The sequence below is a fragment of the Scytonema sp. PCC 10023 genome (genome assembly GCF_963920835.1).
GTDB lineage: Bacteria > Cyanobacteriota > Cyanobacteriia > Cyanobacteriales > Nostocaceae > Kalymmatonema.
On the sequence record NZ_CAWUDP010000017.1, the window covers coordinates 106,694 to 128,704 of the forward strand.

Here is a 22,011-nt window from a genome sequence, read left to right on the forward strand (position 1 = left end):
CGTAGGAATACTAATTAGTATAAATTTTTCTTGACATTGTTAGCCTATACCAATAGTAATTCATTTGAAAAACGGTAACCACATAACTATGTAAAAGTTCTGAATAATAAATTGGGGTTTACCGGTAACTATTTGTTTGTAATTTTTCAACCGTGAGTGCCTGTTTCTGCTATCCTTTGCCTACACTTGTGCTGACACTGGGCTGACCTTAGCTCGATATAGCAACTTGTCACCTTGACGGTAACCAGTGTAACGCACCTTGACAATTTCACCAACTTGTGATTCACCTTCGAGAAGCTGGTGGAGTTGTGGGTTATAGGGTATTTCTGCTCCCACAGGTGCTATGGCTTCCACCCCCCAATGCTGTAGAAGTTTTTCTAAGGGTTTGTGTACCAACGGAACAATGTTTACTGCTGGTAACTGGGGATTTTCTCGTGCTTTATGTGCGGCTGTGGGAAATTGCAATAACAAAGATTCCAGCAGTTGCAAACTAGACTGCTGGAACTCTTGCTGTAATACTTGTCGTTGCTGTTGTATTTGCTGTTGCGATCGCTCGTATTCTTTTTTTAATTGGTCTACATAATGTAACAATTCTTGGGTTGGTGTATCTTTATCTATCACCAACTCTACTTGAGAGAAAGTAGCAACTAATTCATTTAAGCTGAGTTTCAGCGCTTGCGACAACTTAAGTAGGACATCCACGCGCATTTGCCCAACTCCGAACCGTCGCAACCGCAAAATTTGACGTTCTGAGACACCAGCAGTGCGACTCAACGCTTTAAAACTAGAAATACCCACCCGTTGCATCAAATCATGCAATTTTTGAGTGAAATCGGTGTCGGACATGACAGCACACGAGGAATTGGAAATTGGCAATGGGGAATTGGTTGTTTTTGCCATTCCCCATTCCCCATACCTTTATTCTTCCAGCAAACTTCTCAGCATCCAAGCATTCTTTTCGTGTACTTGCATCCGCTGAGTCAATAAATCGGCAGTGGGTTCGTCATTAACCTCATCTACAACGGGGAAGATAGACCGCGCAGTTCTAACAACGGCTTCTTGTCCTTCGACAAGCAGGCGGATCATTTCTGTAGCTTTGGGGACACCAGGACTTTCTGAAATCGAACTGAGTTGGGCAAACTCGCTGTAAGTACCGGGTGCAGGATAGCCCAATGCTCTGATCCGTTCGGCAATCAAATCAACTGCACCCGCTAACTCTGTATACTGGGTCTCAAATAACAAATGCAGAGTTTGGAACATCGGTCCTGTGACGTTCCAATGAAAGTTATGAGTTTTCAGGTACAGCGTATAAGTATCAGCCAGCAAGCGAGACAAACCTTCGGCAATTTTAGCCCTGCTTGCTTCGTCAATACCAATGTTTACTGGGAATGTTTGACTTGGCATAATTTTCTCCAAATGATTTATTGAATTGTCCTACCAAAGACAAGCTTATGCCAGATGCATCTTCAAAACGCTTTTAGGGGCTTTGCGGACTCTAGCTATGATCGTTTCTTTGCCCAAACGCTGGCAAGCTTCGTAACGATGGCATCCAGAAAATCCGTAGTACTGTCCATCGACTTCTAAAACATCGATTGGTTCTTTCTGCCCAATGGCAGCAATCGATTCCATTAACGCTTTTACCTTTTCTGGGTCGTTTTGGCGTGGCAAAGGTCGCCGTATCTGATTTAAAGGAATTTCTTGAATGACCATAAATGAGTTGTGTTTTGTCGCTCTTTATAAAATCATAGTCGTTATGACTTCAATTTGCAACTAATTTTGGTTGTGAAACAGGTATTGATTTGAGCAAATAACTTGTGCGAAAAACTACTACACTACATAGGAATGTCAGAATGCGAAAAAGGAACCCTAAAGATGAAAGGGGGGTCTTAGAATCAGGATGCTTCGCTTGAATTTTTCTGGACGGATTTTTTCCGTTTTAGGGGCTTGCAACCAAGTATGTCTGACATTATCCTTCTTACCTAATAATGATTTTGGCGATCATCTACCCCTAGACAGCTGTGGCGGCAAAACAAAGATTCCATGAAAATCATTTGGCGTATTTCTTACACGGTACTCACCACGTTTTGTTTGTTGGGTTTAACTGGGGCGTCGGGTCCTGCAAGTAGAACAAAGGATGTGGAAATCAGGATTGGCATTGTGCAGCGATTTGGAGATCAGCCTACAGAAGCGCTGCAATTAGAACCCACTAAAGGCGATCGCTTGAGGTTGAAATTTCAAGATGGGAGTAGCCAGCAAACTTTAGTCACGACCAAGCCTGTCAAACTAGAAGTCTTGATGCAACCTTTGCCAGCAGCAGTCGTCAAGGAAAGGGTGGTGTTGGGAACATTCCGTACGTATGAAACCGCTGAAGATAGCGCGCAAAAGTGGCGCGATCGCGGAATAGAAGTGGAAATAGCCCAACCAGATCGCTGGCAAGTTTGGGCAAAACGGGAAGTTTACAACACTCCCTTACTCAGACGTTTGCTGTTGCAAAGCGTCCAAGCTGCTGGTCAAAAGACTGCTTTTGTCGATACCCAAGTTTTACAAAACGTACCCCGAGTCAGTTGGCAAGTGGATGGCAAACGCTTCAGCCCAGATAATTTAGAAATTAGTAGCGACAAAAATTTGATTCGGGTCAATGAAAGTAAAAAACCCGACAAAGCACGTCTTTACCCTGGACGCATGAAGTTGCAGCCAAATGCCTATGGCGACTATACTCTGGTGAATGAAGTATTTTTAGAAACATACTTGCGTGGAGTTGTGCCGTATGAAATTGGCGCGACAGCACCAATGCCAGCAATGGAAGCACAAGCGATTCTCGCCCGGACTTATGCTTTACGGAATTTACATAGATTTGCTATAGATGGGTATCAATTGTGTGCAGATACTCATTGTCAAGTTTATTATGGGTTGAGTGGAGTAACACCGAAGACAGATCGGGCGATCGCCACAACACGGGGTATGGTTCTCACTTATAAAAATCAGCTAGTGGATGCTTTATATTCTTCCACAACTGGTGGTGTCACCGCTTCCTTTAGCGATGTTTGGAATGGTGATGACCGTCCCTATCTCCAACCGATAGTAGATGCTCCAAGCCATGATATATGGAACTTGTCTGGGCAGAATTTAGCGGATGAAAACCAATTTCAACAGTTTATCAGTCTCAAACAAGGATTTAATGAAAGTGAGAGGGACTTGTTCCGTTGGCGTCGGGAAACGAGCTTGAAAGACATTACCAAGGGTTTACAAAAATTTCTCAAGGTGAAAAACAGCCCCTATGCGAAGTTCAAAACTATCCGAGAAATGAAAGTAGTAGAGCGAAGCAAGAGTGGTCGGATTCTCAAACTCGATGTCAAAACAGATATTGGCACATTTTCTTTACATAAAGACGAAGTTCGCAGTGCCTTTATGGCTCCTATCAGCACCCTGTTTTACCTACAACCATTAAATAAAGGTAACTCAGAACTTTGGGGATACGCCTTTGTTGGTGGTGGTTTAGGACATGGAGTTGGCTTGAGTCAAGTGGGTGCTCAAAATTTAGCTAACCTCGGCTGGTCAAGTCCAAAGATTCTTCAGTTCTACTATCCTGGGACTAAAACTCAAATTCTCGGCAACGGGATTGCGCAAACAAACTGAGCAAATCTATATCTATCACACTCAAAATGCTTTCCTTCCCTTGCAGATCAACACAGGGATGCTTGTGGAGATTGCTAAAATTAAATTAATAAAGCAGGAACGCGGGATTCCCTGTGCTCCTGCTCATCTAACATGAATCTAGACTTAATGCCAAAGTAGGTGTTGGAGCAGACACAGCACAGAATGATTTCTGTTGTTTGTACTGCTTCTTTTCCTTTTGTGTCTTTACGACATCCGGTACTCTTTTAAGAAGTTGATTTTGGAGGTGCCTAACTTTTAGTAAAGTTCCTCTTCCTTGTGGGTTTCGATGGTGCAGTCTCCAGTTGGGTAAGCGACACAAGTCAAGATATATCCAGCTTCGATTTGGTCATCATCTAAGAAAGACTGGTCAGACTGGTCTGGAGCAGAACCAGATACAAGTTTACCAGCACAGGTAGAGCAAGCACCAGCGCGGCAAGAGTAAGGCAGGTCAAAACCTTTCTCTTCAGCAGCATCTAGAATATATTCATCATCCTTAACCTCAATCGTTTCGTTGAATCCTTCAGCTTCGTTAATCAGTGTGACCTTATAAGTAGGCATTTTGTCATCCTCTTTTTTGCAAACGGACCGTATAAGTTATCCTAAAGCAAATACGACGGCTCATCTTATGGGATCAGCCGTTTGTTAAAATTTGCTTCACTTCTGATACTACGAGAAAAATAAAAGGATGCAACCGGAAATTGAACTCGATTAGTAATGAAATTTAGTTAGTTAATACTGATAAGTTTTTTTTATGGCACTGAGTTTCTACTCCTTAGATTGTTAAATAAAGTTATAAGTGTCCAAAAAATCTTGAAAGTATAAAAAGTTAGCGTAGTATATCAATTTGTACTTTCTTTCAGCAGTGATTAGCTCCACGTTTATTTGTCTACGAATACCCTTTAAGGGAGTCTGTCACAATCTAGGTAAGTTAAGGAAGCAGGAGCATAGAGTTCTGTGTATTCCTGCTCGTATAACCTGAATATAGACTTATTGCCAAAGTACGTGTAAGTAACAGACACAGCACAGGGGGAATTTTTCTCTGTCTATCCTGCTTTTTTTTCTGTCTTTACCACATCAGTGGCTCTTGGAAGTTGATTTTTGGAGTACCTAAGCTTTATTCGATATCTTCTTTCTTGTGGGTTTCGATGGTGACATCAGAGGTAGGTTTGGCGATACAGGTCAGCACATATCCTTGGTCAATCTGGTCGTCGTCCAAGAAAGACCCGTCAGACTGATCAACGGAACCTGATTTAATCAAACCAGCACAGTCAGAGCAAGCACCAGAGCGACAAGAGTAGGGCAAATCAAGATCAGCGTCTTCAGCAATATCTAGAATGTACTCATCATCTCCTACCTCAATTGTTTTGTTTATCCCTTCAGCGTCATTGACGAGTGTCACTTTGTAAGTAGCCATTTTGTCATCCTCTCTTCTGCAAACGGACTGTATAAGTTATCCTAAAGCAAATAGGACGGCTGATCTTATTGGATCAGCAGTTCATGAAAATTTGCTTCACTTCTGATACTACGAGAAAAACAAAACGATATAACCGGAAACTGAACTCGATGGCTAATGAAATTTAGTGAGTTAACCGAAATAATTTTTTTATAAGACTAAGTCTCTACTTGTTAGATTGTTAAATAAAGTTATAAACGAGCAAAAAAATCAATGTATAAAAATAACATAGTAAACCAATCTGAGGTTGGTTGAGATGTTAAAGCCGTTTGAGTAGGGAATAGGAGTGTAGGAGTGTAGACAAAGGAGTCTATTTTTCCCTATATTCTTACCTCGATACGAGCGTAATGCCTTTACGCCCTTATACCCATCGGCTTTTTAGCGCTTATACACAACAATAAACAAAGCGGTGCAATAATAATGTACGATAACTCAGCTTTTTCGCAAAAATCCCCAGTAAGGGTGGGTTTGGTTGGTACTGGGTATGCAGCAAAGCTCCGGGCTGAAACATTGGTGCATGATCAACGCTCACATCTCGTTGCTGTTGCCGGCCATACGCCCGAGAAGACAGAAGCCTTTGCCAGAGACTACCAGGCTGAGATGATAGATTCTTGGCAGCAATTGGTAGAGCAAGACAATATAGACTTGGTGGTGATTTGTACTGTGACTCGGGATCATGGTGCAATTGCACGAAAAGCGCTGCAGAAGGGTAAACACGTTGTTGTAGAATATCCCCTTTCTGTAGATGTGGCAGAAGCTGAAGAACTTATTGCCCTTTCCAAAGCACAAAAAAAATTGCTCCATGTCGAACATCTTGAACTGTTGGGTGGTGTACATCAAGCCTTGAAGCAATACCTCCCAGAAGTTGGTCAAGTATTTTTTGTGCGCTACAACACCATTAATCCCCAGCATCCCGCACCCCGCAAATGGACTTACAATCACGAGCTTTTCGGGTTTCCTTTGATTGGCGCACTTTCCCGCTTACACCGTCTTGTAGATTTGTTTGGTAAAGTGATATCGATCAACTGTCATAACCGATTTTGGCAGATAGAAGAAACAGACTATTACCAAAGCTGTTTCTGTGATACTCATCTGTCCTTTAATAGCGGGCTGTTAGCCCATGTTGTCTACGGTAAAGGCGAAACTTTGTGGCAACCAGAACGTAAGTTTGAAGTTCATGGTGAAAACGGCGGATTACTTTTTGACGGTAACACCGGAATTTTGGTACAGCTAGGGGAAACAAAGCCGATAGAAGTTGCTTCTCGTCGGGGTTTGTTTGCCAAAGATACGACAATAGTGTTAGACCATCTCATTGATGGTACTCCCATATACGTCACCCCAGAAGAAAGCTTGTACACTCTGAAAGTGGCGGATGCGGCACGACGTTCTGCCGAAATGGGGGTAACGGTAGTATTGGATGATGCTTTACATTAGATTTCATGAAAAGCGAAACGATTGTTATTTTATCTAACAGAGAACTAGACAAGATGCGTAAGGCTGGACGCTTGGCAGCCGAGCTTCTACACCATCTTGAACCACTTGTCAAGCCAGGGGTAAGCACCCTCGAACTCAATGATGAAGCTGAACGCTGGACACAGGCGCATGGTGCAAAAAGCGCACCTCTTGGGTACAAGGGCTTTCCTAAGTCAATTTGCACGAGTGTTAATGAAGTCATCTGTCACGGGATTCCCAATGCCAAGCAAATCCTCAAGGAAGGTGACATCATTAACATTGATGTGACACCGCTTGTTGATGGCTACCACGGTGATACATCCAAGACATTCTTTGTTGGCACACCTTCCCCAAAAGCTAAAAAGCTGGTTGAGGTGACACACGAGTGCCTGAGAAGGGGCATTGCTGAGGTTAAGCCAGGAGCACGGGTTGGGGATATTGGTGCAGCCATTCAAGAGTATGCCGAGGCACAGGGCTTTTCAGTGGTGCGAGACTTCGTCGGACACGGTGTGAGCAACGTTTTCCACACTGCACCGGAAATTCCGCATTTCGGGACACGAGGCAAGGGAAAACGTCTACGACCTGGTATGGTTTTTACCATTGAGCCGATGATTAACGAAGGCACCTGGGAAGTCGAGCTTCTGGGCGATGGTTGGACTGCTGTGACACGCGATCGCAAGCTTTCCGCTCAATTTGAGCATACTCTCGCTGTGACTGAAGACGGCGTTGAAATCCTCACGTTACCCGAAGGCGAGACTTAACCATCAAAAACCTTCTGTGTTGATGGCATCAAAACTATAGCGCTTCTCAGTTGCATCAAATACACACATGCGGTTGGGGCAAAGGCTGGTTTTGGACAACCCCTTTCCCGCTTTGCTCCTTCACCGCGTACAGCCCAGATGCCCCATCATCAAGCAATCCAGTTAGAACTACCCCAATCACTTGCGGATCATAGCTCCGGGCGGCGGAGCGAAACAAGACGTCAATCGAGGGACGAAAGCGATTTTCCTTAGATCCGCGAGTTACTCGGATATGCCCCGATTCCACAAGCAGGTGGTGATCTGGCAGAGCAATATAAATCCGTCCCGGTTGGCTTCAGACAATCAAACAGTCCTGCCCTAAATAAGGCTGAATTTCTGATGAGAAATTGATAGTGAAAATGCGACGAGAAAAATGCAGGATAGACTCAGGAAAAACTCATCTCTAGGCATTGCACATCGCAAGAAACCTTTTAGGAATTCTCTGTCGCAAGCCAAGCACGCAAAACCTCTGCTACTGTCCACGCTTGGGCAATACATCCCCGTGGGGTCATAGGGGCATTGCCATCAAAAATTTCGCTGAGATTACCGACACCGTGAGCAGTGAGATGGTTCGCCATTGGCTCTAGGAACTGACGAGCAATAGCTGGATTTTTATAGACACGCATATGTGCCAGGACAAAGGGACCTAGTAACCAACCCCAGACTGTTCCTTGATGATAGGCTCCATCGCGTTGATACTGATTACCTCCGTAGTTTCCCTGGTATTGGGTATGTTCAGGGGCAAGCGAGAGTCCTTCGGACACGCTAAGCGAACGCAATCCATGCGAAGTTAGCAGCATCCGCCCACAAGAATCGACCACTCCTCGTTGTTGCGCTGGCGTGAGCGGGCTTTCGGGTAAAGAGACGGCAAAAATTTGGTTAGGGCGCAAGGATGGGTCATCTCCATCGGGACCATCCAGCACATCGTAGCAGTAGCCTGTCTGTTGATTCCAAAAGCGAGAAAATCTGACTTGGGTACGGTCGGCGATCGCCGAATACTCCTGATGGGGCTTGCCAATGTGGCGAGCAAAGTTTGCCATTGTCCGTAAAGCATTATACCAGAGGGCATTTACCTCTATGGGTTTGCCAATGCGCGGCGTCACAACCCAATCTCCGACTTTGGCATCCATCCAGGTGAGTTGCACACCCGTTTCCCCTGCGTAAAGCAAACCATCGGTGGAATCGAGGTGGATGTTGTAGCGAGTGCCGCGACAGTGCCAGTCGATGATATCTGCAAGCACCCCAAAGAGTTCATGCAACAAATCATCATCCTCAGTGGCGCTGTAGTAAGCGCGGACTGCTTCAAAATACCACAGAGTCGCATCGACTGTATTGTATTCTGGTGTTTCACCCGCATCGGGAAAGCGATTGGGTAACATTCCCTGGTCTACATACGTGGCAAAGGTGCGGAGAATTGAGCGTGCTATCTCTGGGCGTTCAGTGGCAAGGGTCAACCCAGGTAGGCTAATCATCGTATCGCGTCCCCAGTCACTAAACCAGTGATAACCAGCGATGATGGTTTTGCCGTGAGGGTGTTCTGGCACAGAGCGGTCAACAATAAACTGGTCAGCAGCCAACACTAGATGATTGATCCAACGAGGAGAATCAGGAGCATGGAGGGGTCGGTTAGATTTCCAGAGTTCGATTAACTTCTGCTCTTGAGTGTGACGGTGGTGGAGTGCTGCTTCACCATCCAAGTCTGGTTGGTTGTCAGTACTGGCGACAAACGTGAGCGATGAGCTCCGATTGAGTGTAGCTTCAAAAGTAGCAGCGTGGAGGTGGTCTTCTTTATCGCTCAGTCCTCGGTAGCGTTCAACTGCCAGGTCAAATCCGTAATACCAATTGTGGACAACAGATGCACTGCCGTGGTCACTCAGCAGGTACAGTGGTACAGCACCCGGATAAGCAGCGACACAAATTCCTTGTGTAACTGGCTCAATACTCATCTGCCAACCGTTGCTTTGGGTACTGCCGTGATAATCGCGGTAGTTGACCATTGCTTTAAGCGTCAGCTTTAACGGTTGGGTGGCGCGACGCAGGGCATATTGGACATAGGTTGTGTTAGCTCCCTGCTGCATCCACACCCGTTTTTCTAACAAAGCGTCAGCAAAGGCAAAACGCCACACAGGAATTGTGCCTTCCAAGGAAAAGCGTTCAATGTGCTGGTAGCCTTGGGGACTGACGATACCATCCATCCAACGGTTCGTGTGCAGAGAGAAAGAGCGAGCGTCATACAAGGCAGTTTCATCCAGTTTTGTCAGCAGCAAAGTACGACCCAGAGGCGGTTTCAATGCTGCTACCAGCAAACCGTGATAGCGACGCGTCAGCAAACTTGCCACAGTACCAGAAGCGTAACCGCCGATGCCATTGGTGACTAACCATTCCCGCGACTGTGCGATGTCGAGATTGCCACAGATTTCCCGCCCAAATTCAATACACATAAGTCAACACCCTTCTTTGGGATTGATATTTTGGAGTATCGGTTATAAAGCCTATATTGTGTTGAGATTGGGATTAAGAGTTGATGAGAGGGCATTTTTTTAACAATCCCAACTAAAATTTTAACGGCTAATCAGGTTGAGATCATGTAATATTCATAAGCTTTTAAGTATTGAGGCTTAAGTTTCGGTATTACAGAGGTAGAAATCCTGCAACCAACCAAAAACAAATAAAAAGGGAGATAGAACATGATGCAAACTACTACAACAGCTATTGCTGCTTTGTTGACTCAAGCAGGTGGAGCGCATTACGAATACGAACAGACTGTTCTGAAGGGAGTGTATGACGAAGAATGAGCTACTTGGTATGCTGATTATGTCATTCAGCATGGTCTGGGCAAACTACTAAACTAAGCAGTGACTACCGGGCAAATTAGCCAGTTTTTCAACCAAAGTTATGAGGAGTATAAAAAGGAGCATTCTGTACAAAACTGGGCTGACTACAGGGCTCTTGAAAATTGTAGAAAGTTTAGCGCTAAAGGCGAGATAACTAGTTTGGGGATCAGGGTGATCGCTCTGTTGTTCATTAGACAAATTCAAAAGGAGCAATGACAGATTTAGCCCCAGATTCTTAGCTCGACTTTATCCATTTTGTTGGCAACGTGCTCGCTATCAGTGAAACCTTTGTGAGACGGTAGTTTTACTTTTTGAACTTCATCGATAATCTCTGATGTGGGAAAAAGTATTTGCCAAAAAGCCAGGGTTTTTGCCGGATAAAGGAAACCAAGTTCTTAATTTTGGATAAAGTCGAGCTAAGTACACGTCACCGCAAAAAGGGGTCGGAAATAAAAATTGTGATCGCCCTTTGGGCGATCACAATTTTTCGCTGCTCATTCCAAAACTGAATTCCATACCTCATTTATAGTGAGCTGTACTAAGCGTCTACACGCACCCGAACCCAGCAACTTTTTCGGGTGTTGTGACCTAGAATGATATCCAGAAACTTTAGTTGGTTTAAGGAAAGATCAAATAGCACTTCAAATAAAATCAAGAGTGAATTCTTAGGAAAGAGTATTTTGAGACAATGATTAACGAAAAACAGGCAGAAATTTTGCTAAGTGAGTGTGAACTGTGGCTCGGTACAGAATTAAGCGAACTTCGGAAAAAGTTGAGAAGTGATTACGAAAGTACAAAACCAATGTTATGGGAGTTGATTGTCCTACACGCTACCGCTTATTCTATTGTTTCAATACACTATAAGAACGTTAAACAGAATCAAGGCATTGCTGCTCTGGTTCAACACGAACCAACTCCGGGTGCTCCAGATATTTTCTTGCAACCTTCAGGTTGTGAACCTTTTTATATCGAGGTTGCATACATTATGCCTCGAAATCAGCAACAAGAAGATGATCTAAAACATTTTCCATGTTGGGTGAGGAAAGAGTTGGTTAAAAAAGGAATTAATTATGCAAACTCACTAACAATCCGACTTGAGCCTGCTGATTCTACCAAAGATGTGCAAGTACCACCACGCAATTGCTGGAACCAGCAACTTAAGACAGACAAGTGGAAATCTTTTGTCATTCAGCTTTCATCACGCAACCTACCATCAACTTGGTCTCTTGAAGAGGCAAATGTAATTGTTACTGCTGAGGGGATTGAGCAGGGATTTGGTGTTTCTTCATCATTTCCCACTCCAAATGTTCCACAACGAGCTGAAGATAACTTAATTTACAAAACTATTAAACATAAGGCGGAACAAGCCAAGAAATGGGAAGAATCTAGAAAAATATATCAACCATTAGTTCTCGTTATTGGTGCTTCTGAAAGCCTTCACCAAATTAATGGTCATGATATGCTCTCCTCCATACAACCCCAAAAGGCTGTTTATTCAGCCTTAGCTGACATAGAACAATGGGATTGGACTACGATCCTTAACTTGACTGATAACCGTTCTTGGCCTTGGGCTATGCGCCGTCAACGTGTTAGTGGCTCCAGATTTATTTCAGCAGTAGTAATTGTCACTATTAGAAACGAATACTCTGGATTAGAATATAGATGGCAACGGAAAGCAAGTAAGCCTCTCATTATTAAAAATCCTCATCCTAATGTTGCCTTGGCAGCAGCGCAGGAACAGCTTTTAGAGCAGATAAATTTTAATCAGATCAAATATGGACCTGGCTGGGAAAGCTGGGAAAAACCACAAAAGGCTCAAGATGTTCCTGTAGCATTGAATAGATACAGAGAATCGGGAGGGCGTTTTGTTTTTAGCCCTAAATCAGACTTTGCTTTTAATGTAGAGATTCCATGTAAGCTTGTTGCTCGTTTTTTGGTAGGGGATATCACTGCTGATGAGGTTTGGGATAGTAACCGCTTAAGTTTCAAGGATGATCCCAGATCTAATCCATCTCTCGAACAAACAATAGGTAGCTATCTGAAAGCGGCAGCAAATATTAGGCAGCCAGTAATCAATGTTGTATTTGTGCAAGCAAATTCCCAATTGAGAGAGGAATCACGCATTAGGCTAGAGTTTGGTACATTTGCTGCTTCTATCAAAAAAGACAAAGATTGCTTTAAAGGCTCTATAGAGTTTGGTACTAGTGGTGCTTTCACCGTAACACTCTCCGCAAGCCTCGTAACTTCTCTCTTGGCAGGAAAAATTTCTGCTGAGGAGGCATGGAAGAGTATAAGTCGGCAAGAAATTGGTAATTCCTTAAAAGATGCAGTGAGTAAAGGTCAAGAAATCGTAGATGCAAAATTCATTCAAGATGATTCAGCCCCTGAGAATGAACCACAAATTATCTTCAAGTTCGGATCAGCCACTGATACCTTAATTCGTGAAAACAAACAACGATTGAGAGAGCTTAAAAGAATTAAAAAACTAGATCAAGGAAGCTAAAAGTACAGGTATTAAGGCTAGAGTAAAATTCAGCAACCCCCAGTCTAACAACCTCAATGCACCTGACCATACAAGAGTTATCTGTGAGTGTTCAAGGTTATTAGCGGCGGGTAATTGGGAATATTAAACCGATTTATCTCCAAGTAGGGACAAACTTCGGATTTGAGGGCAGGTGTTCGCATAAGATCATCTCGTTTGAAAACCTCCAAGAGCGATCGCCTGCAAACACTAACCTCAACCTTCAATAAACTTCATTGCCACCCCATTCATACAGTAACGTTTGCCCGTAGGCGCGGGACCATCGTCAAATACATGACCCAGATGCCCACCACAGCGATGGCAATGCACTTCAACCCTGCTCATAAAAAATGACTTGTCTACGGTTGTGGCGATTGCCCTTTGGGCACTGCGCTCCGCGCAATCGCCCCTTCTATTGAGTTGAAAAAACTAGGCCAACCAGTGCCACTGTTAAATTTAGTCTCAGATGTAAAAAGTGGCAAGTCACAGGCAGCACATACATAAGCCCCTTTAGCATATTGCTTATCAAGTGGGCTGGTATGAGCACGTTCAGTCCCATGTTTACGCAGTACTCTAAACTGTTCCGGCGTCAAACTTTTGCGCCACTCTTCCTCAGTTTTGCTGATTTCAAACTCATTCTTTGCAGTTGCCATAACTTCTGACCTTCCTAATAAATAACGTGATAACCATACTGTGCCTAGCATTGCTGCACCAGCGTGTAAAAAATATCGTTTTTTCATAATGCATCATTAATTTGCCGATTGAGCTAGCTTAATGACTAGCATGAGCGATAACCATGAATGAGCCCTGATAGAATCATTAAAATCTGCTAAGAATCATTGACATAAATACCATCAACTTCTGTAATTGTGTACTTTCTCTCAAAATTTCATCCGCTCCACCAAATGATCTCCCACGTGTAAAGCGTTGGATAGCTGCGATCGCCTGCCAGCAAGCGGAAGCTACGCGGTGCACCAGAAGGACGAGAACCGCCTGTGGAGTTGCCGAGGTTGCTTGCTGTCGCTGATCTTCGTCGTTAGCTCATAAGTTTGATTGGAAACTCTATCAAGGTTATGGATTAAGGTGAGACTCGTGAGACTTAACTTTCCCGATTTACCTGCCTCGATTTATGATCGAGGCGAATCGCTTGCTCTAGAACTGATTTTTCTCTGGCTCTACGAGCATAGGGTTGCAATTTTGTGATATTCCAACCTGTAATTATACTCATATCTTCTAAATTCATTCCCTTCATCAACATTTCTACACACCATGTTTGTTGAGCTTGCTCAATGACTGGCTGTTGCCCTTCTGGTGTTAATAATCCCTCAGTTAATATTTGCCAGCGGTGTTGTATTTCTACCTCTGAAATAGGCATTCCATCGTCATTGAGAAATAATGCAGAGTGGTTATCTTTACGAGTTTTTAACCACTGAGTTAAGGGATTGCGAGTATAAGAGCCATACTGCTTACCCATGATCCACTGATTGACAGGAACTTGTCGAATAGAGCCTTGGGTAATTTGCAATAAGTGCTGTTTGGTGTCGTTAATCTGGTGCGATCGCTCTAAGTTTACTATTTCTTCTGGAGATAAACCTGCTGCAAACAAAACATACATTAGGGCATAATCTCGCAGCCCTGATTTTTTAGCTCTTTGTAAAATAGAGTGAACTAAAGTTGCTGGTAAATCTACCACCTTCTCTGTTGGAATAGATTCATTATTGATTTGACTTGAAGAGTTTGTGGCTACTTTTAAAAACAACGCTACCAAATTTTCCAAAAACTCATCTCTGTCATGCCAAAGTTCATGAAATTCACTGGTAAATTCAATCACGGCATATCCTACCAACATACTATTGAGTAAACTGGCTAGCTTTTGAGGTGGCAATTGGGTGTATAATTGTTCACGCTCCATCATTGTTGCTAAATATTCAGCTACATAGTTGTTGGCTTGCGCTAAGCTTCTTCCCAGTGCTTGACGATTTTCTATTGGATATTTTCCTGACTCACCGACTACAGAGCGTACTAATTCAGGAACTTGTTCTAAAGCCGTTAAGCGCTCTTCGCAATAATCTTTGAGAGCTTGGTAAACACTATTCGTTTGACTGACTTGCGTTTTTAAGGATTCACCCAGTTCTTTAAACACTGGTGACTCGGAAATCACCGCTAGAACCAATCCGTGCTTGTTGCCAAAATGCCGGAATAACGTCACTTCATTCACTTTTGCTAATTCTGCGACAGCTTTGGTTGTTGTCTCGGTGATTCCCTGAGTCGCGAATAACTCCATTGCTGCGTTAATCAGTCTCTGTCGCGTTGAAATTATTTCTCCAGACATAAGTGAAAACTGCAAGTGGCACTTGCATTTAAGTTGTATCGTTGCTAGACTAACAGATGTAAGTAGCACTTGCATCCTCTCTTCCCACTTTAGCTGTCAACGCCTGTGTTCGCAGAGGATGTGGTAACAAGTACAGTCTTCTGCACTAGTTTATTTACGGCATTCACGTCAAAGGAAAGATTTATGACTATCAACTCAGCTGCGGCTGTTGGTAAGCAGCCGCTTACTCTGAGCTGGATCAACGTGGCATTTTTCGGTACATTCCATGCCTTGGCAATGCTCGCTCCCTGGTGTTTTTCTTGGTCTGCTTTGGGAGTGATGATATTCCTACACTGGTTGTTTGGCAGCATTGGTATTTGTTTAGGATATCATCGGCTTTTGACTCACCGAAGTTTACAGGTGCCGAAGTGGTTGGAGTATGGACTCGCTATTGTGGGTGCGCTTGCGATGCAAGGAGGACCAATCTTTTGGGTGGCGGGACATCGGCTACATCATGCGCATACAGAGGACGTAGATAAAGACCCCTACTCTTCCCAGCGTGGTTTTTGGTGGAGCCATATGCTTTGGATTTTTTACCCGCGTGCAGAGTTTTTTGAGGAACAACATTACAAAAGATTTGCCCCGGAATTATACCGTGACCCATTTTATCGTTGGCTAAATCGCAACTTCTTGCCGCTCCAAATTCCTGTTGGTGTCTTATTGTATGCTTTGGGTGGATGGAGTTTTGTAATCTACGGAGTCTTTCTGCGGGCAGTAGTGCTGTGGCATACCACTTGGTTTATTAACTCAGCGACTCACCTGCGCGGCTATCGTAGTTTCCAGTTGAAGGATAACTCTCGTAATCTTTGGTGGGCAGCCATTCTCACTTATGGTGAAGGTTGGCATAACAATCACCATGCTCATCCAAATGTCGCAAAAGCCGGGTATACTTGGTGGGAAGTGGATATGACTTGGTGGGCAATTAAAACATTGCAGACTCTGGGCTTAGCTAAGAAAGTTGTCATGCCTCCAACGTCAAAAGCAAGTAGTTAGTGGTTACGAGAAAAACCAACACAACAAACCACTAACAAATAGACTTCTTGCAAAAGTCATATAGTAATCCTCCGCTTTCTTTGTGAGAATTGAAAGCCACAGATCCCCGACTTCTCAAAGAAGTCGGGGATCTAGTTTTTCACGAATGATTTCTTTAATGACTTTTGACCCCTTCGGGGTTCGCCAGTCGCCTGCGGAGGGAAACCCTCCTGCAGCGCTGGCTCACTTTTGACTTTTGACTTTTGACTTCCCCAAAGGGGCTGACTACCTGCCCAATTTATTAGGAATACCTTCGCAACCACCGGGAATAGTACCTCTGGTTTTTTCGCCTCCCCAAGCACAGCAATAGTATCGCGCAGATTCAGACATTCGCTGGGCATTGGTGAAATCAGCGTCTTCAACAACAGCCCCTGTGTGTTCGCCAGTCTCGTAGTCTGGCGGTGCAGTACGGCTGCGGGGCGAGGCGGTTTCAGCGGAACCATAGAACACGCGAATTCCGTTTAAATCAGCACCGTTGAGTTTTGCTTCATATAAAATAGCCCGGGAGAGATTGGCTTTTACCAAGTCACAGCCAGTAAGGTTAGCGCGGACAAGATTTGCTTCCGATAGATCAGTCCAACGCAAATCAGTACTAGCAAGATCAGCTCCCGCAAGCATCACTCCTAAATCGACCACACGCAAACCAGTCTCTCGATCTTCTGCATAACCGCCATTACCATCAAGAATGGCACGCCCAAGGTGGCGATCGCGCTTCAGGGGTGTCAGCAATTTGGAACGCGAGAGAAAGCGGAGAACTTTCGCTTTCCCACTACCATCTATACTACTGAGAATTGCTGCTGTGCGTCCTTCCGCAATCATCCGTTCTTGTGGCCAATCCTCTAACAATCCTTGTTCATCTAATACTAAGTCAGAGATACCTTGGAAATAGGAATCTATCGTCTGCTGTTGGGTAATAATATTTTGCTGAACCGTGAGGAGGTTTTGCTGAATGGTCAAGTCTTTAGAAATGACGTACTGTCGCCAAGCAACATAAACGGCAATAATGGCAATGAGAATTTGCCCTAAAGCGCCGAACCATTCCGCTAGTGTCCCAGCAGCGTCCCAGTTAACTCGGCGTCCCCAAGCTAGGATGCGATCGCCTAAACCGCTGAACTTAATTCCACCAATGACACCTGCGACGACTCCTAAAAACGCAACAAACAGCGCTCGTTCTTGAGCTGAAAACCACTCTTGTACCACAGTGACTATAGTTGGTAACAGCACTGCTAGTGACAAGACCAAAGTTCCCAGCGTTCCGAAGATACCAATGATCCAGTTATTGATGGCTATTCCTATGAAAGTGATGGCGATCGCGACTAAGATCAGCAACAATGCTCTGGGTTTGACTGTTACAGGTCTAGTGAACCCTTGGAACGTGGAACGTGCTTGTTGCAGGGCAGTTGTGTTGCGCGGAGATTGCAGCGATGAAATTGCCGAAAGGGCTTGTTGAGTGGCAAGCCCATCTGGTATGAAGCAATTTTCACCTACGTCCTCAAAGTCATCTGGTTGTAAGTCGTCTTCGAGAACAGGTTCTTGTTTATGAGACAGGGATGAGTTGGAGTTGGATTCAATCGGCATGATTATATTTTGCCACCAGCACGCTTCAGTTCAACAGCTGTCTCATGGTATCTGCTAGAAGGTGGGGTTAGGCAACAGCCGCAGGTAGCAAAACAAAGCGGTTCAATCGTAGACCACTGCGCTGTTACCCGGCTATGAAATTGATCCCGTCGATTAAGAACTCCTACTAAACGCGCTGCGGCTTTTTGGTTCAAATCGAGTCGGGCGAGCCTCCTTTGCGTCTTTGCCGTTCAAAAGTCAAGAGTAACTCTGGACTGTCTGCAAAAACAATTTTTTAACTGCTATAAACAAAGCAATTGCATCCATCTTAGGAGATAATTTAATATTTTTATTTTAGGTACAAGATTCTCAAGATAAGGAAAATACCAAGATTAACCTTGTTATCTAAGTATAATGTGGTATAATCATTAAGACAGACTTTATCAATTATCTGCTCTCCAGTAAAGGTTTTCACACATCTTTTGAGCCATATTTTTGCTAAAATGTCAGTATGTCTTTATACTTCTTTTTAAGAAGAAAAAGATTAGGATGATATTAAGAGTTCTATAGTCAAGCATGGTCAGTTGGCGTTGCTTTGTTCCTTATAGCTTTTTAACGACTGTATTTCTATCTGGCTGTGGTGAGTGGGCAAAATCAGCTGGACAAAATAGTAGGCAAGTGATCAAGGAAACTAATGTTGCCCAGTTGATTACAGAAGCAAACGATGCTCAAAAGGCAGAAAACTATTTCACTAAAGGGAATAGTTTGTTCAACTTGCATCGCTACGAGGAAGCAATAGCAGCATACGACAAAGCGATATCGGTTAAATCTGAGAGTGCTGAAGCATGGATTAACAGAGGTAATGCATTAACCGCTTTGCAACGGTATCAGGAGGCTTTAGAATCGTACGACGAAGCAATTGCTATCAAAACAGACAAACATGAAGCCTGGTTTAACAAAGGTAATGTCCTAACAAAATTGCAACGCTACCAAGAAGCGATAGTATCTTACGACAAAGCAATTGCCATTAAACCAGACAAGCTTGAAGCTTGGATAAACAAAGGCATAGCCTTGACAAAGTTGCAACGCTATCAGGAAGCTTTAGCATCGTACAATGAGGCGATCGCCATTCAACCAAACAAGCATGAAGCTTACTACAACAAAGCTTGTACCTATGCATTACAGAGTAATACAAAATTAGCAGTTGAGAACCTACAAAAGGCGATTCAGCTTTTCCCTGGTAAGTACGACAAGTTAGCAAAAACAGACTCAGATTTTGCCAAAATTCGTAGTTATAAGAAATTTCAGGAATTGATACAATAGTTTCTAAGCTTTTAAACTACACTAGGGTGCGTTATGGCAAAGCTAACGCGCCCTAATTATTTAAAATTTACTTTTTACAAGTGTTAGTGTTACCCTTAGTAAAAATATAGATTTTAAATATGAAAAAAGTGTTAATTACTGGCGCAAGTGGTTTTTTAGGATGGCACCTTTGCCAGATAGCAAAACAAGAATGGGAAGTTTATGGAACCTACTTTTCCCATTCTTTAGAAATTCCAGGCATAAAAATGCTGAAAGTTGATTTGACAGATTTCTCAGAACTGAAACAAATATTTGATGCTGTTCAACCAGCAGCGGTGATTCATACCGCCGCAATATCCCAACCAAATTTTTGTCAAACTCATCCGGATGAATCACACGCAATCAATGTGAAAGCATCCTGTAATATCGCCGGGCTTTGTGCGGATTCTTCTATTTCCTGCGCTTTGACGTCAACCGACTTGGTTTTTGATGGCTTAAATGCTCCCTACCAAGAAACAGATCCTGTATGTCCTGTTAATATTTATGGTGAGCAAAAAGTCATGGCTGAGGAAGGAATGCTAAAGCGTAATCCCATGACTGCTGTCTGCCGTATGCCCTTAATGTTTGGTAATGAAACACCCACAGCAACAAGCTTTATACAACCATTTATTCAAACTCTTAAACACCGAAAAGAGTTAAATTTATTTATAGATGAATTCCGGACACCTGTCAGTGGAATAACTGCAGCCAAAGGATTGTTATTAGCATTGGAAAAAGTGAACGGACTCATTCACTTAGGAGGAAAAGAGAGAATCTCGCGCTATGATTTTGGTCGTTTATTAGTTGAGGTTTTTCAACTTCCCTCCGACGGATTAAAAGCCTGCCGACAAAAAGATGTAAAAATGGCAGCACCTAGACCATCTGATGTTTCTTTAGATAGTTCCAAAGCTTTTTCTTTAGGTTATCAACCTCTATCTTTGCGAGAAGAATTAGAAGATTGCAGAATATTTAGTTAAACCATATCTTGCACCTCGCCGCCTAAAGGATTAGAGCCTTGAGCTAGCAACGCGCTCACATTTGTTGAATACTTACTCTCCCAGTTTCCCAAAAGCCGTATTGCCTTGATTTGGGATGGAGCCAGCTATCATCGTTCGGTTAAATTTCGAGCATACCAAAATTCCGTAAATCAGGGTTTGGATGTTCAGGAGTGGAAAATTACTTGTATTCGCTTTGCCGCAAATGACCCAGAACAAAACCCGGTAGAAGATATTTGGTTGTACGCCAAAAAGTTTGTTAGAGAGTTCTATCATCTGTGTAAATCGTTCGCTGCGGTTAAGAGATTATTTGAACTCATAACTCACCATCAAATCTTCGATTTCCCCAAAATGTTTATGTACGATTCATTTTCACGAATGATTTAGGATTGCTATAGATGTAGCGATACCAAATCCGATCACTCACCCCATTCTAAAGTAATCTCTATATTTGCCGTATTAGAACCCTTTACCAGTAAAGCTGTAAGTTTACCAGATTCAATGCCAATATCTACACCAAACTTTACTCTGGCTCTATCTGGCTTAACTTTGTGTAATGCTTCCGCAATTTCTTTAGTCAGCGATTCAATCGCGGTGGTGACTTCCTCAAAAGGTCGCGTTTGAAAATTGATTTTGCGATCGCCTATCTGTGTAGCTTCAACTCTGACACTTGTACCATCAGCAAGTTCTACTGCAATAATTTTGGTTTGGAGTTCCATGTGTGTTTGACTCGATTACTGTGCTTTTATAGCATTCCATCCTTAGTCATAAAAATCATCAAGAATACAAAAAACATACAAGCCGAAGTTCCACTTTGTTACGCAAACGCGAACCTAGGAGATAGCGAAGGTGAAAGAGAGAAGAAAGTAAATAACTCTTATTCTTCAATTTCTCTCACCCTCCTTCTCTTAACCACCTCCGACATTCATTGCTGCTAAAACAGCTTTTTGGCTAACATCTTTGTACACTGTCTCTAAATACTTCATCACCATATCAGCAGCAGTTAAAGAAGTTAAATTTTCCTCTTCTTTTGCTAAGGGAATTGACCCCAACACATCTAAAACTGTTTCGTTTGTTGATGGTACAATGACTACCAAAGAAGACTCCAATGGCTCATTATATTGCCAAAAAGAGTTCATTGTTACAGAGAATTGTTTCTCTGGTGTGGACTTTTGTACCTGAGATGGTTCATCTAGAGACGTTGTATGCAACGTCTTTACATTGCTGCGTAACTGACGTAAATCACTGATAATTTGCTCTTTTGTGCGTCCCCGTAATTGAAATAAAACAAATGGGTCTTCACTAAAGCGATCGCCTAACTGATAGTAAATTGCAGCAACATGTTTGCAGGGATTAGCCTTATCAGGACAAGAACATTTACTGTGAACATCAGACAAGGTAAAAGGAAATAGGGAAAGACCATTGCTAGTGAAAACGTCTTCCATATTTTGCGGCATTTCCCCTGCCAATAACTTTGCAGCAAAAATTGACTTTTGCGACATAGTTTCAATCACATAACCCCACTGTTCCTCACTGAAGGGGTCAAGGGACAGGGAAACTTTGTATGGTTCTGGGTCCGAACCTTGTACCCTAGCCAAGACTTTTGCCCCTTTAAACTCGATGCTGAGGACATTTCCCTGACGTGAATAGTTTCGCCCACGTTCCAGACGTTTTTTAAAACGATACGAATCTAACAAATCAAGCCACCGTTGTGACCACCATTCTCGACTCGCTTCAAGGGTGTAACTTGTCATTTTGTTTCCTCTTCTATGACGGTACAGAACCTCACCCCCCAACCCCCCTCTCCGCCAGCAGAGAGGGGGACATTTCCTCGCCTGCTTGCTTGCGACAAGTCAGAAACATTTCCTCCCCTGCTTGCTTGCGACAAGTTAGAAGCATTTCCTCGCCTGCTTGCTTGCGACAAGTCAGAAACATTTCCTCGCCTGCTTGCTTGCGACAAGTCAGAAACATTTCCTCGCCTGCTTGCTTGCGACAAGT

General features: G+C 43.4%; 20 protein-coding genes and 1 pseudogene. 7 read left to right on the top strand and 14 right to left on the bottom strand.

Translation table 11 applies throughout. The features are described 5' to 3' along the window. Positions 1–180: 180 nt before the first annotated feature. The 3 genes from grpE to ACM0OZ_RS12935 form a co-directional block, all read right to left on the bottom strand. Positions 181–846, bottom strand: a complete 666-nt coding sequence (gene grpE / locus ACM0OZ_RS12925) for a nucleotide exchange factor GrpE (RefSeq protein ID WP_414583250.1) — start codon at positions 844–846, stop codon at positions 181–183. A 72-nt stretch (positions 847–918) separates the two neighbouring features. Further along, positions 919–1,404 carry a Dps family protein gene (locus ACM0OZ_RS12930; RefSeq protein WP_041034196.1) on the bottom strand — a complete coding sequence of 162 codons (486 nt, stop codon included), beginning with the start codon at positions 1,402–1,404 and terminating at the stop codon, positions 919–921. Positions 1,405–1,449: 45 nt separating this feature from the next. Beyond that, on the bottom strand, positions 1,450–1,710 hold the full coding sequence (locus ACM0OZ_RS12935) for a ParB N-terminal domain-containing protein (RefSeq protein ID WP_041034194.1): 261 nt from the start codon (positions 1,708–1,710) through the stop codon (positions 1,450–1,452). Positions 1,711–2,040: 330 nt separating this feature from the next. On the opposite strand from ACM0OZ_RS12935, the gene ACM0OZ_RS12940 reads away from it, so the two are divergent. Further along, positions 2,041–3,636 carry a SpoIID/LytB domain-containing protein gene (locus ACM0OZ_RS12940; protein ID WP_414583229.1) on the top strand — a complete coding sequence of 532 codons (1,596 nt, stop codon included), beginning with the start codon at positions 2,041–2,043 and terminating at the stop codon, positions 3,634–3,636. Positions 3,637–3,912: 276 nt separating this feature from the next. Here ACM0OZ_RS12940 and ACM0OZ_RS12945 read toward each other — a convergent pair whose 3' ends face one another. Beyond that, positions 3,913–4,215 (bottom strand): ferredoxin, encoded by a 303-nt coding sequence (locus ACM0OZ_RS12945; RefSeq protein ID WP_414583230.1) that lies wholly within the window; start codon positions 4,213–4,215, stop codon positions 3,913–3,915. A gap of 556 nt (positions 4,216–4,771) precedes the next feature. After that, entirely contained in the window at positions 4,772–5,071 is a 300-nt protein-coding gene (locus ACM0OZ_RS12950; protein WP_414583231.1) for a ferredoxin, read from the bottom strand. 459 nt (positions 5,072–5,530) lie between these two features. Between ACM0OZ_RS12950 and ACM0OZ_RS12955 the strand changes: the two genes are divergently transcribed. Further along, on the top strand, positions 5,531–6,544 hold the full coding sequence (locus tag ACM0OZ_RS12955) for a Gfo/Idh/MocA family protein (protein ID WP_414583232.1): 1,014 nt from the start codon (positions 5,531–5,533) through the stop codon (positions 6,542–6,544). Between the two features lie 5 nt (positions 6,545–6,549). Further along, positions 6,550–7,323: a type I methionyl aminopeptidase gene (gene map / locus ACM0OZ_RS12960; protein WP_414583233.1), complete on the top strand. Its 774-nt coding sequence runs from the start codon at positions 6,550–6,552 to the stop codon at positions 7,321–7,323. A 55-nt stretch (positions 7,324–7,378) separates the two neighbouring features. On the opposite strand, the gene ACM0OZ_RS12965 is transcribed toward map, so the two are convergent. Together ACM0OZ_RS12965 and ACM0OZ_RS12970 are read right to left on the bottom strand one after the other, a co-directional pair. After that, complete coding sequence (locus tag ACM0OZ_RS12965) at positions 7,379–7,642, bottom strand: chemotaxis protein CheB (protein ID WP_414583251.1); 264 nt, start codon at positions 7,640–7,642, stop codon at positions 7,379–7,381. 151 nt (positions 7,643–7,793) lie between these two features. After that, positions 7,794–9,803, bottom strand: coding sequence for an amylo-alpha-1,6-glucosidase (locus ACM0OZ_RS12970; RefSeq protein ID WP_414583234.1), 2,010 nt, complete (start codon positions 9,801–9,803; stop codon positions 7,794–7,796). Positions 9,804–10,884: 1,081 nt separating this feature from the next. Between ACM0OZ_RS12970 and ACM0OZ_RS12975 the strand changes: the two genes are divergently transcribed. Then, positions 10,885–12,699: a hypothetical protein gene (locus tag ACM0OZ_RS12975; RefSeq protein WP_414583235.1), complete on the top strand. Its 1,815-nt coding sequence runs from the start codon at positions 10,885–10,887 to the stop codon at positions 12,697–12,699. A gap of 234 nt (positions 12,700–12,933) precedes the next feature. Here the strand turns inward: ACM0OZ_RS12975 and msrB are convergent. Both msrB and ACM0OZ_RS12985 read right to left on the bottom strand, forming a co-directional pair. Next, a pseudogene (msrB, locus tag ACM0OZ_RS12980) lies at positions 12,934–13,457 on the bottom strand (peptide-methionine (R)-S-oxide reductase MsrB). 359 nt (positions 13,458–13,816) lie between these two features. Further along, complete coding sequence (locus ACM0OZ_RS12985) at positions 13,817–15,049, bottom strand: TetR family transcriptional regulator (protein ID WP_414583236.1); 1,233 nt, start codon at positions 15,047–15,049, stop codon at positions 13,817–13,819. Positions 15,050–15,232: 183 nt separating this feature from the next. Between ACM0OZ_RS12985 and ACM0OZ_RS12990 the strand changes: the two genes are divergently transcribed. Further along, a complete protein-coding gene (locus tag ACM0OZ_RS12990) occupies positions 15,233–16,081 on the top strand; it encodes an acyl-CoA desaturase (protein WP_414583237.1) in 849 nt (282 codons plus the stop codon). Between the two features lie 264 nt (positions 16,082–16,345). On the opposite strand, the gene ACM0OZ_RS12995 is transcribed toward ACM0OZ_RS12990, so the two are convergent. Continuing rightward, a complete protein-coding gene (locus ACM0OZ_RS12995; protein ID WP_414583238.1) occupies positions 16,346–17,698 on the bottom strand; it encodes a pentapeptide repeat-containing protein in 1,353 nt (450 codons plus the stop codon). Positions 17,699–18,253: 555 nt separating this feature from the next. Here ACM0OZ_RS12995 and ACM0OZ_RS13000 point away from each other — a divergent pair. Both ACM0OZ_RS13000 and ACM0OZ_RS13005 read left to right on the top strand, forming a co-directional pair. Next, positions 18,254–19,000 (top strand): tetratricopeptide repeat protein, encoded by a 747-nt coding sequence (locus ACM0OZ_RS13000; protein ID WP_414583239.1) that lies wholly within the window; start codon positions 18,254–18,256, stop codon positions 18,998–19,000. A 119-nt stretch (positions 19,001–19,119) separates the two neighbouring features. Next, positions 19,120–19,995, top strand: coding sequence for an SDR family oxidoreductase (locus ACM0OZ_RS13005; RefSeq protein WP_414583240.1), 876 nt, complete (start codon positions 19,120–19,122; stop codon positions 19,993–19,995). Positions 19,996–20,067: 72 nt separating this feature from the next. Here the strand turns inward: ACM0OZ_RS13005 and ACM0OZ_RS13010 are convergent, their stop codons facing one another. From ACM0OZ_RS13010 to ACM0OZ_RS13025, 4 genes are all read right to left on the bottom strand, one after another. Then, positions 20,068–20,289: a hypothetical protein gene (locus ACM0OZ_RS13010; RefSeq protein ID WP_414583241.1), complete on the bottom strand. Its 222-nt coding sequence runs from the start codon at positions 20,287–20,289 to the stop codon at positions 20,068–20,070. Positions 20,290–20,432: 143 nt separating this feature from the next. Further along, positions 20,433–20,732 carry a CU044_2847 family protein gene (locus ACM0OZ_RS13015; protein ID WP_073633275.1) on the bottom strand — a complete coding sequence of 100 codons (300 nt, stop codon included), beginning with the start codon at positions 20,730–20,732 and terminating at the stop codon, positions 20,433–20,435. 189 nt (positions 20,733–20,921) lie between these two features. Further along, positions 20,922–21,767: an SWIM zinc finger family protein gene (locus tag ACM0OZ_RS13020; protein WP_414583242.1), complete on the bottom strand. Its 846-nt coding sequence runs from the start codon at positions 21,765–21,767 to the stop codon at positions 20,922–20,924. 31 nt (positions 21,768–21,798) lie between these two features. Continuing rightward, the coding region (locus ACM0OZ_RS13025) for a hypothetical protein (RefSeq protein WP_414583243.1) at positions 21,799–22,011 on the bottom strand (213 nt) is incomplete at its 5' end.

Excerpts from the sequence above, each read along its gene's own strand:
- grpE (WP_414583250.1), bottom strand. The coding sequence starts at position 846 with ATGTCCGACACCGATTTCACTCAAAAATTGCATGATTTGATGCAACGG.
- ACM0OZ_RS12930 (WP_041034196.1), bottom strand. The coding sequence starts at position 1,404 with ATGCCAAGTCAAACATTCCCAGTAAACATTGGTATTGACGAAGCAAGC.
- ACM0OZ_RS12935 (WP_041034194.1), bottom strand. The coding sequence starts at position 1,710 with ATGGTCATTCAAGAAATTCCTTTAAATCAGATACGGCGACCTTTGCCA.
- ACM0OZ_RS12940 (WP_414583229.1), top strand. The coding sequence starts at position 2,041 with ATGAAAATCATTTGGCGTATTTCTTACACGGTACTCACCACGTTTTGT.
- ACM0OZ_RS12945 (WP_414583230.1), bottom strand. The coding sequence starts at position 4,215 with ATGCCTACTTATAAGGTCACACTGATTAACGAAGCTGAAGGATTCAAC.
- ACM0OZ_RS12950 (WP_414583231.1), bottom strand. The coding sequence starts at position 5,071 with ATGGCTACTTACAAAGTGACACTCGTCAATGACGCTGAAGGGATAAAC.
- ACM0OZ_RS12955 (WP_414583232.1), top strand. The coding sequence starts at position 5,531 with ATGTACGATAACTCAGCTTTTTCGCAAAAATCCCCAGTAAGGGTGGGT.
- map (WP_414583233.1), top strand. The coding sequence starts at position 6,550 with ATGAAAAGCGAAACGATTGTTATTTTATCTAACAGAGAACTAGACAAG.
- ACM0OZ_RS12970 (WP_414583234.1), bottom strand. The coding sequence starts at position 9,803 with ATGTGTATTGAATTTGGGCGGGAAATCTGTGGCAATCTCGACATCGCA.
- ACM0OZ_RS12975 (WP_414583235.1), top strand. The coding sequence starts at position 10,885 with ATGATTAACGAAAAACAGGCAGAAATTTTGCTAAGTGAGTGTGAACTG.
- ACM0OZ_RS12985 (WP_414583236.1), bottom strand. The coding sequence starts at position 15,049 with ATGTCTGGAGAAATAATTTCAACGCGACAGAGACTGATTAACGCAGCA.
- ACM0OZ_RS12990 (WP_414583237.1), top strand. The coding sequence starts at position 15,233 with ATGACTATCAACTCAGCTGCGGCTGTTGGTAAGCAGCCGCTTACTCTG.
- ACM0OZ_RS12995 (WP_414583238.1), bottom strand. The coding sequence starts at position 17,698 with ATGCCGATTGAATCCAACTCCAACTCATCCCTGTCTCATAAACAAGAA.
- ACM0OZ_RS13000 (WP_414583239.1), top strand. The coding sequence starts at position 18,254 with ATGGTCAGTTGGCGTTGCTTTGTTCCTTATAGCTTTTTAACGACTGTA.
- ACM0OZ_RS13005 (WP_414583240.1), top strand. The coding sequence starts at position 19,120 with ATGAAAAAAGTGTTAATTACTGGCGCAAGTGGTTTTTTAGGATGGCAC.
- ACM0OZ_RS13010 (WP_414583241.1), bottom strand. The coding sequence starts at position 20,289 with ATGATAGAACTCTCTAACAAACTTTTTGGCGTACAACCAAATATCTTC.
- ACM0OZ_RS13015 (WP_073633275.1), bottom strand. The coding sequence starts at position 20,732 with ATGGAACTCCAAACCAAAATTATTGCAGTAGAACTTGCTGATGGTACA.
- ACM0OZ_RS13020 (WP_414583242.1), bottom strand. The coding sequence starts at position 21,767 with ATGACAAGTTACACCCTTGAAGCGAGTCGAGAATGGTGGTCACAACGG.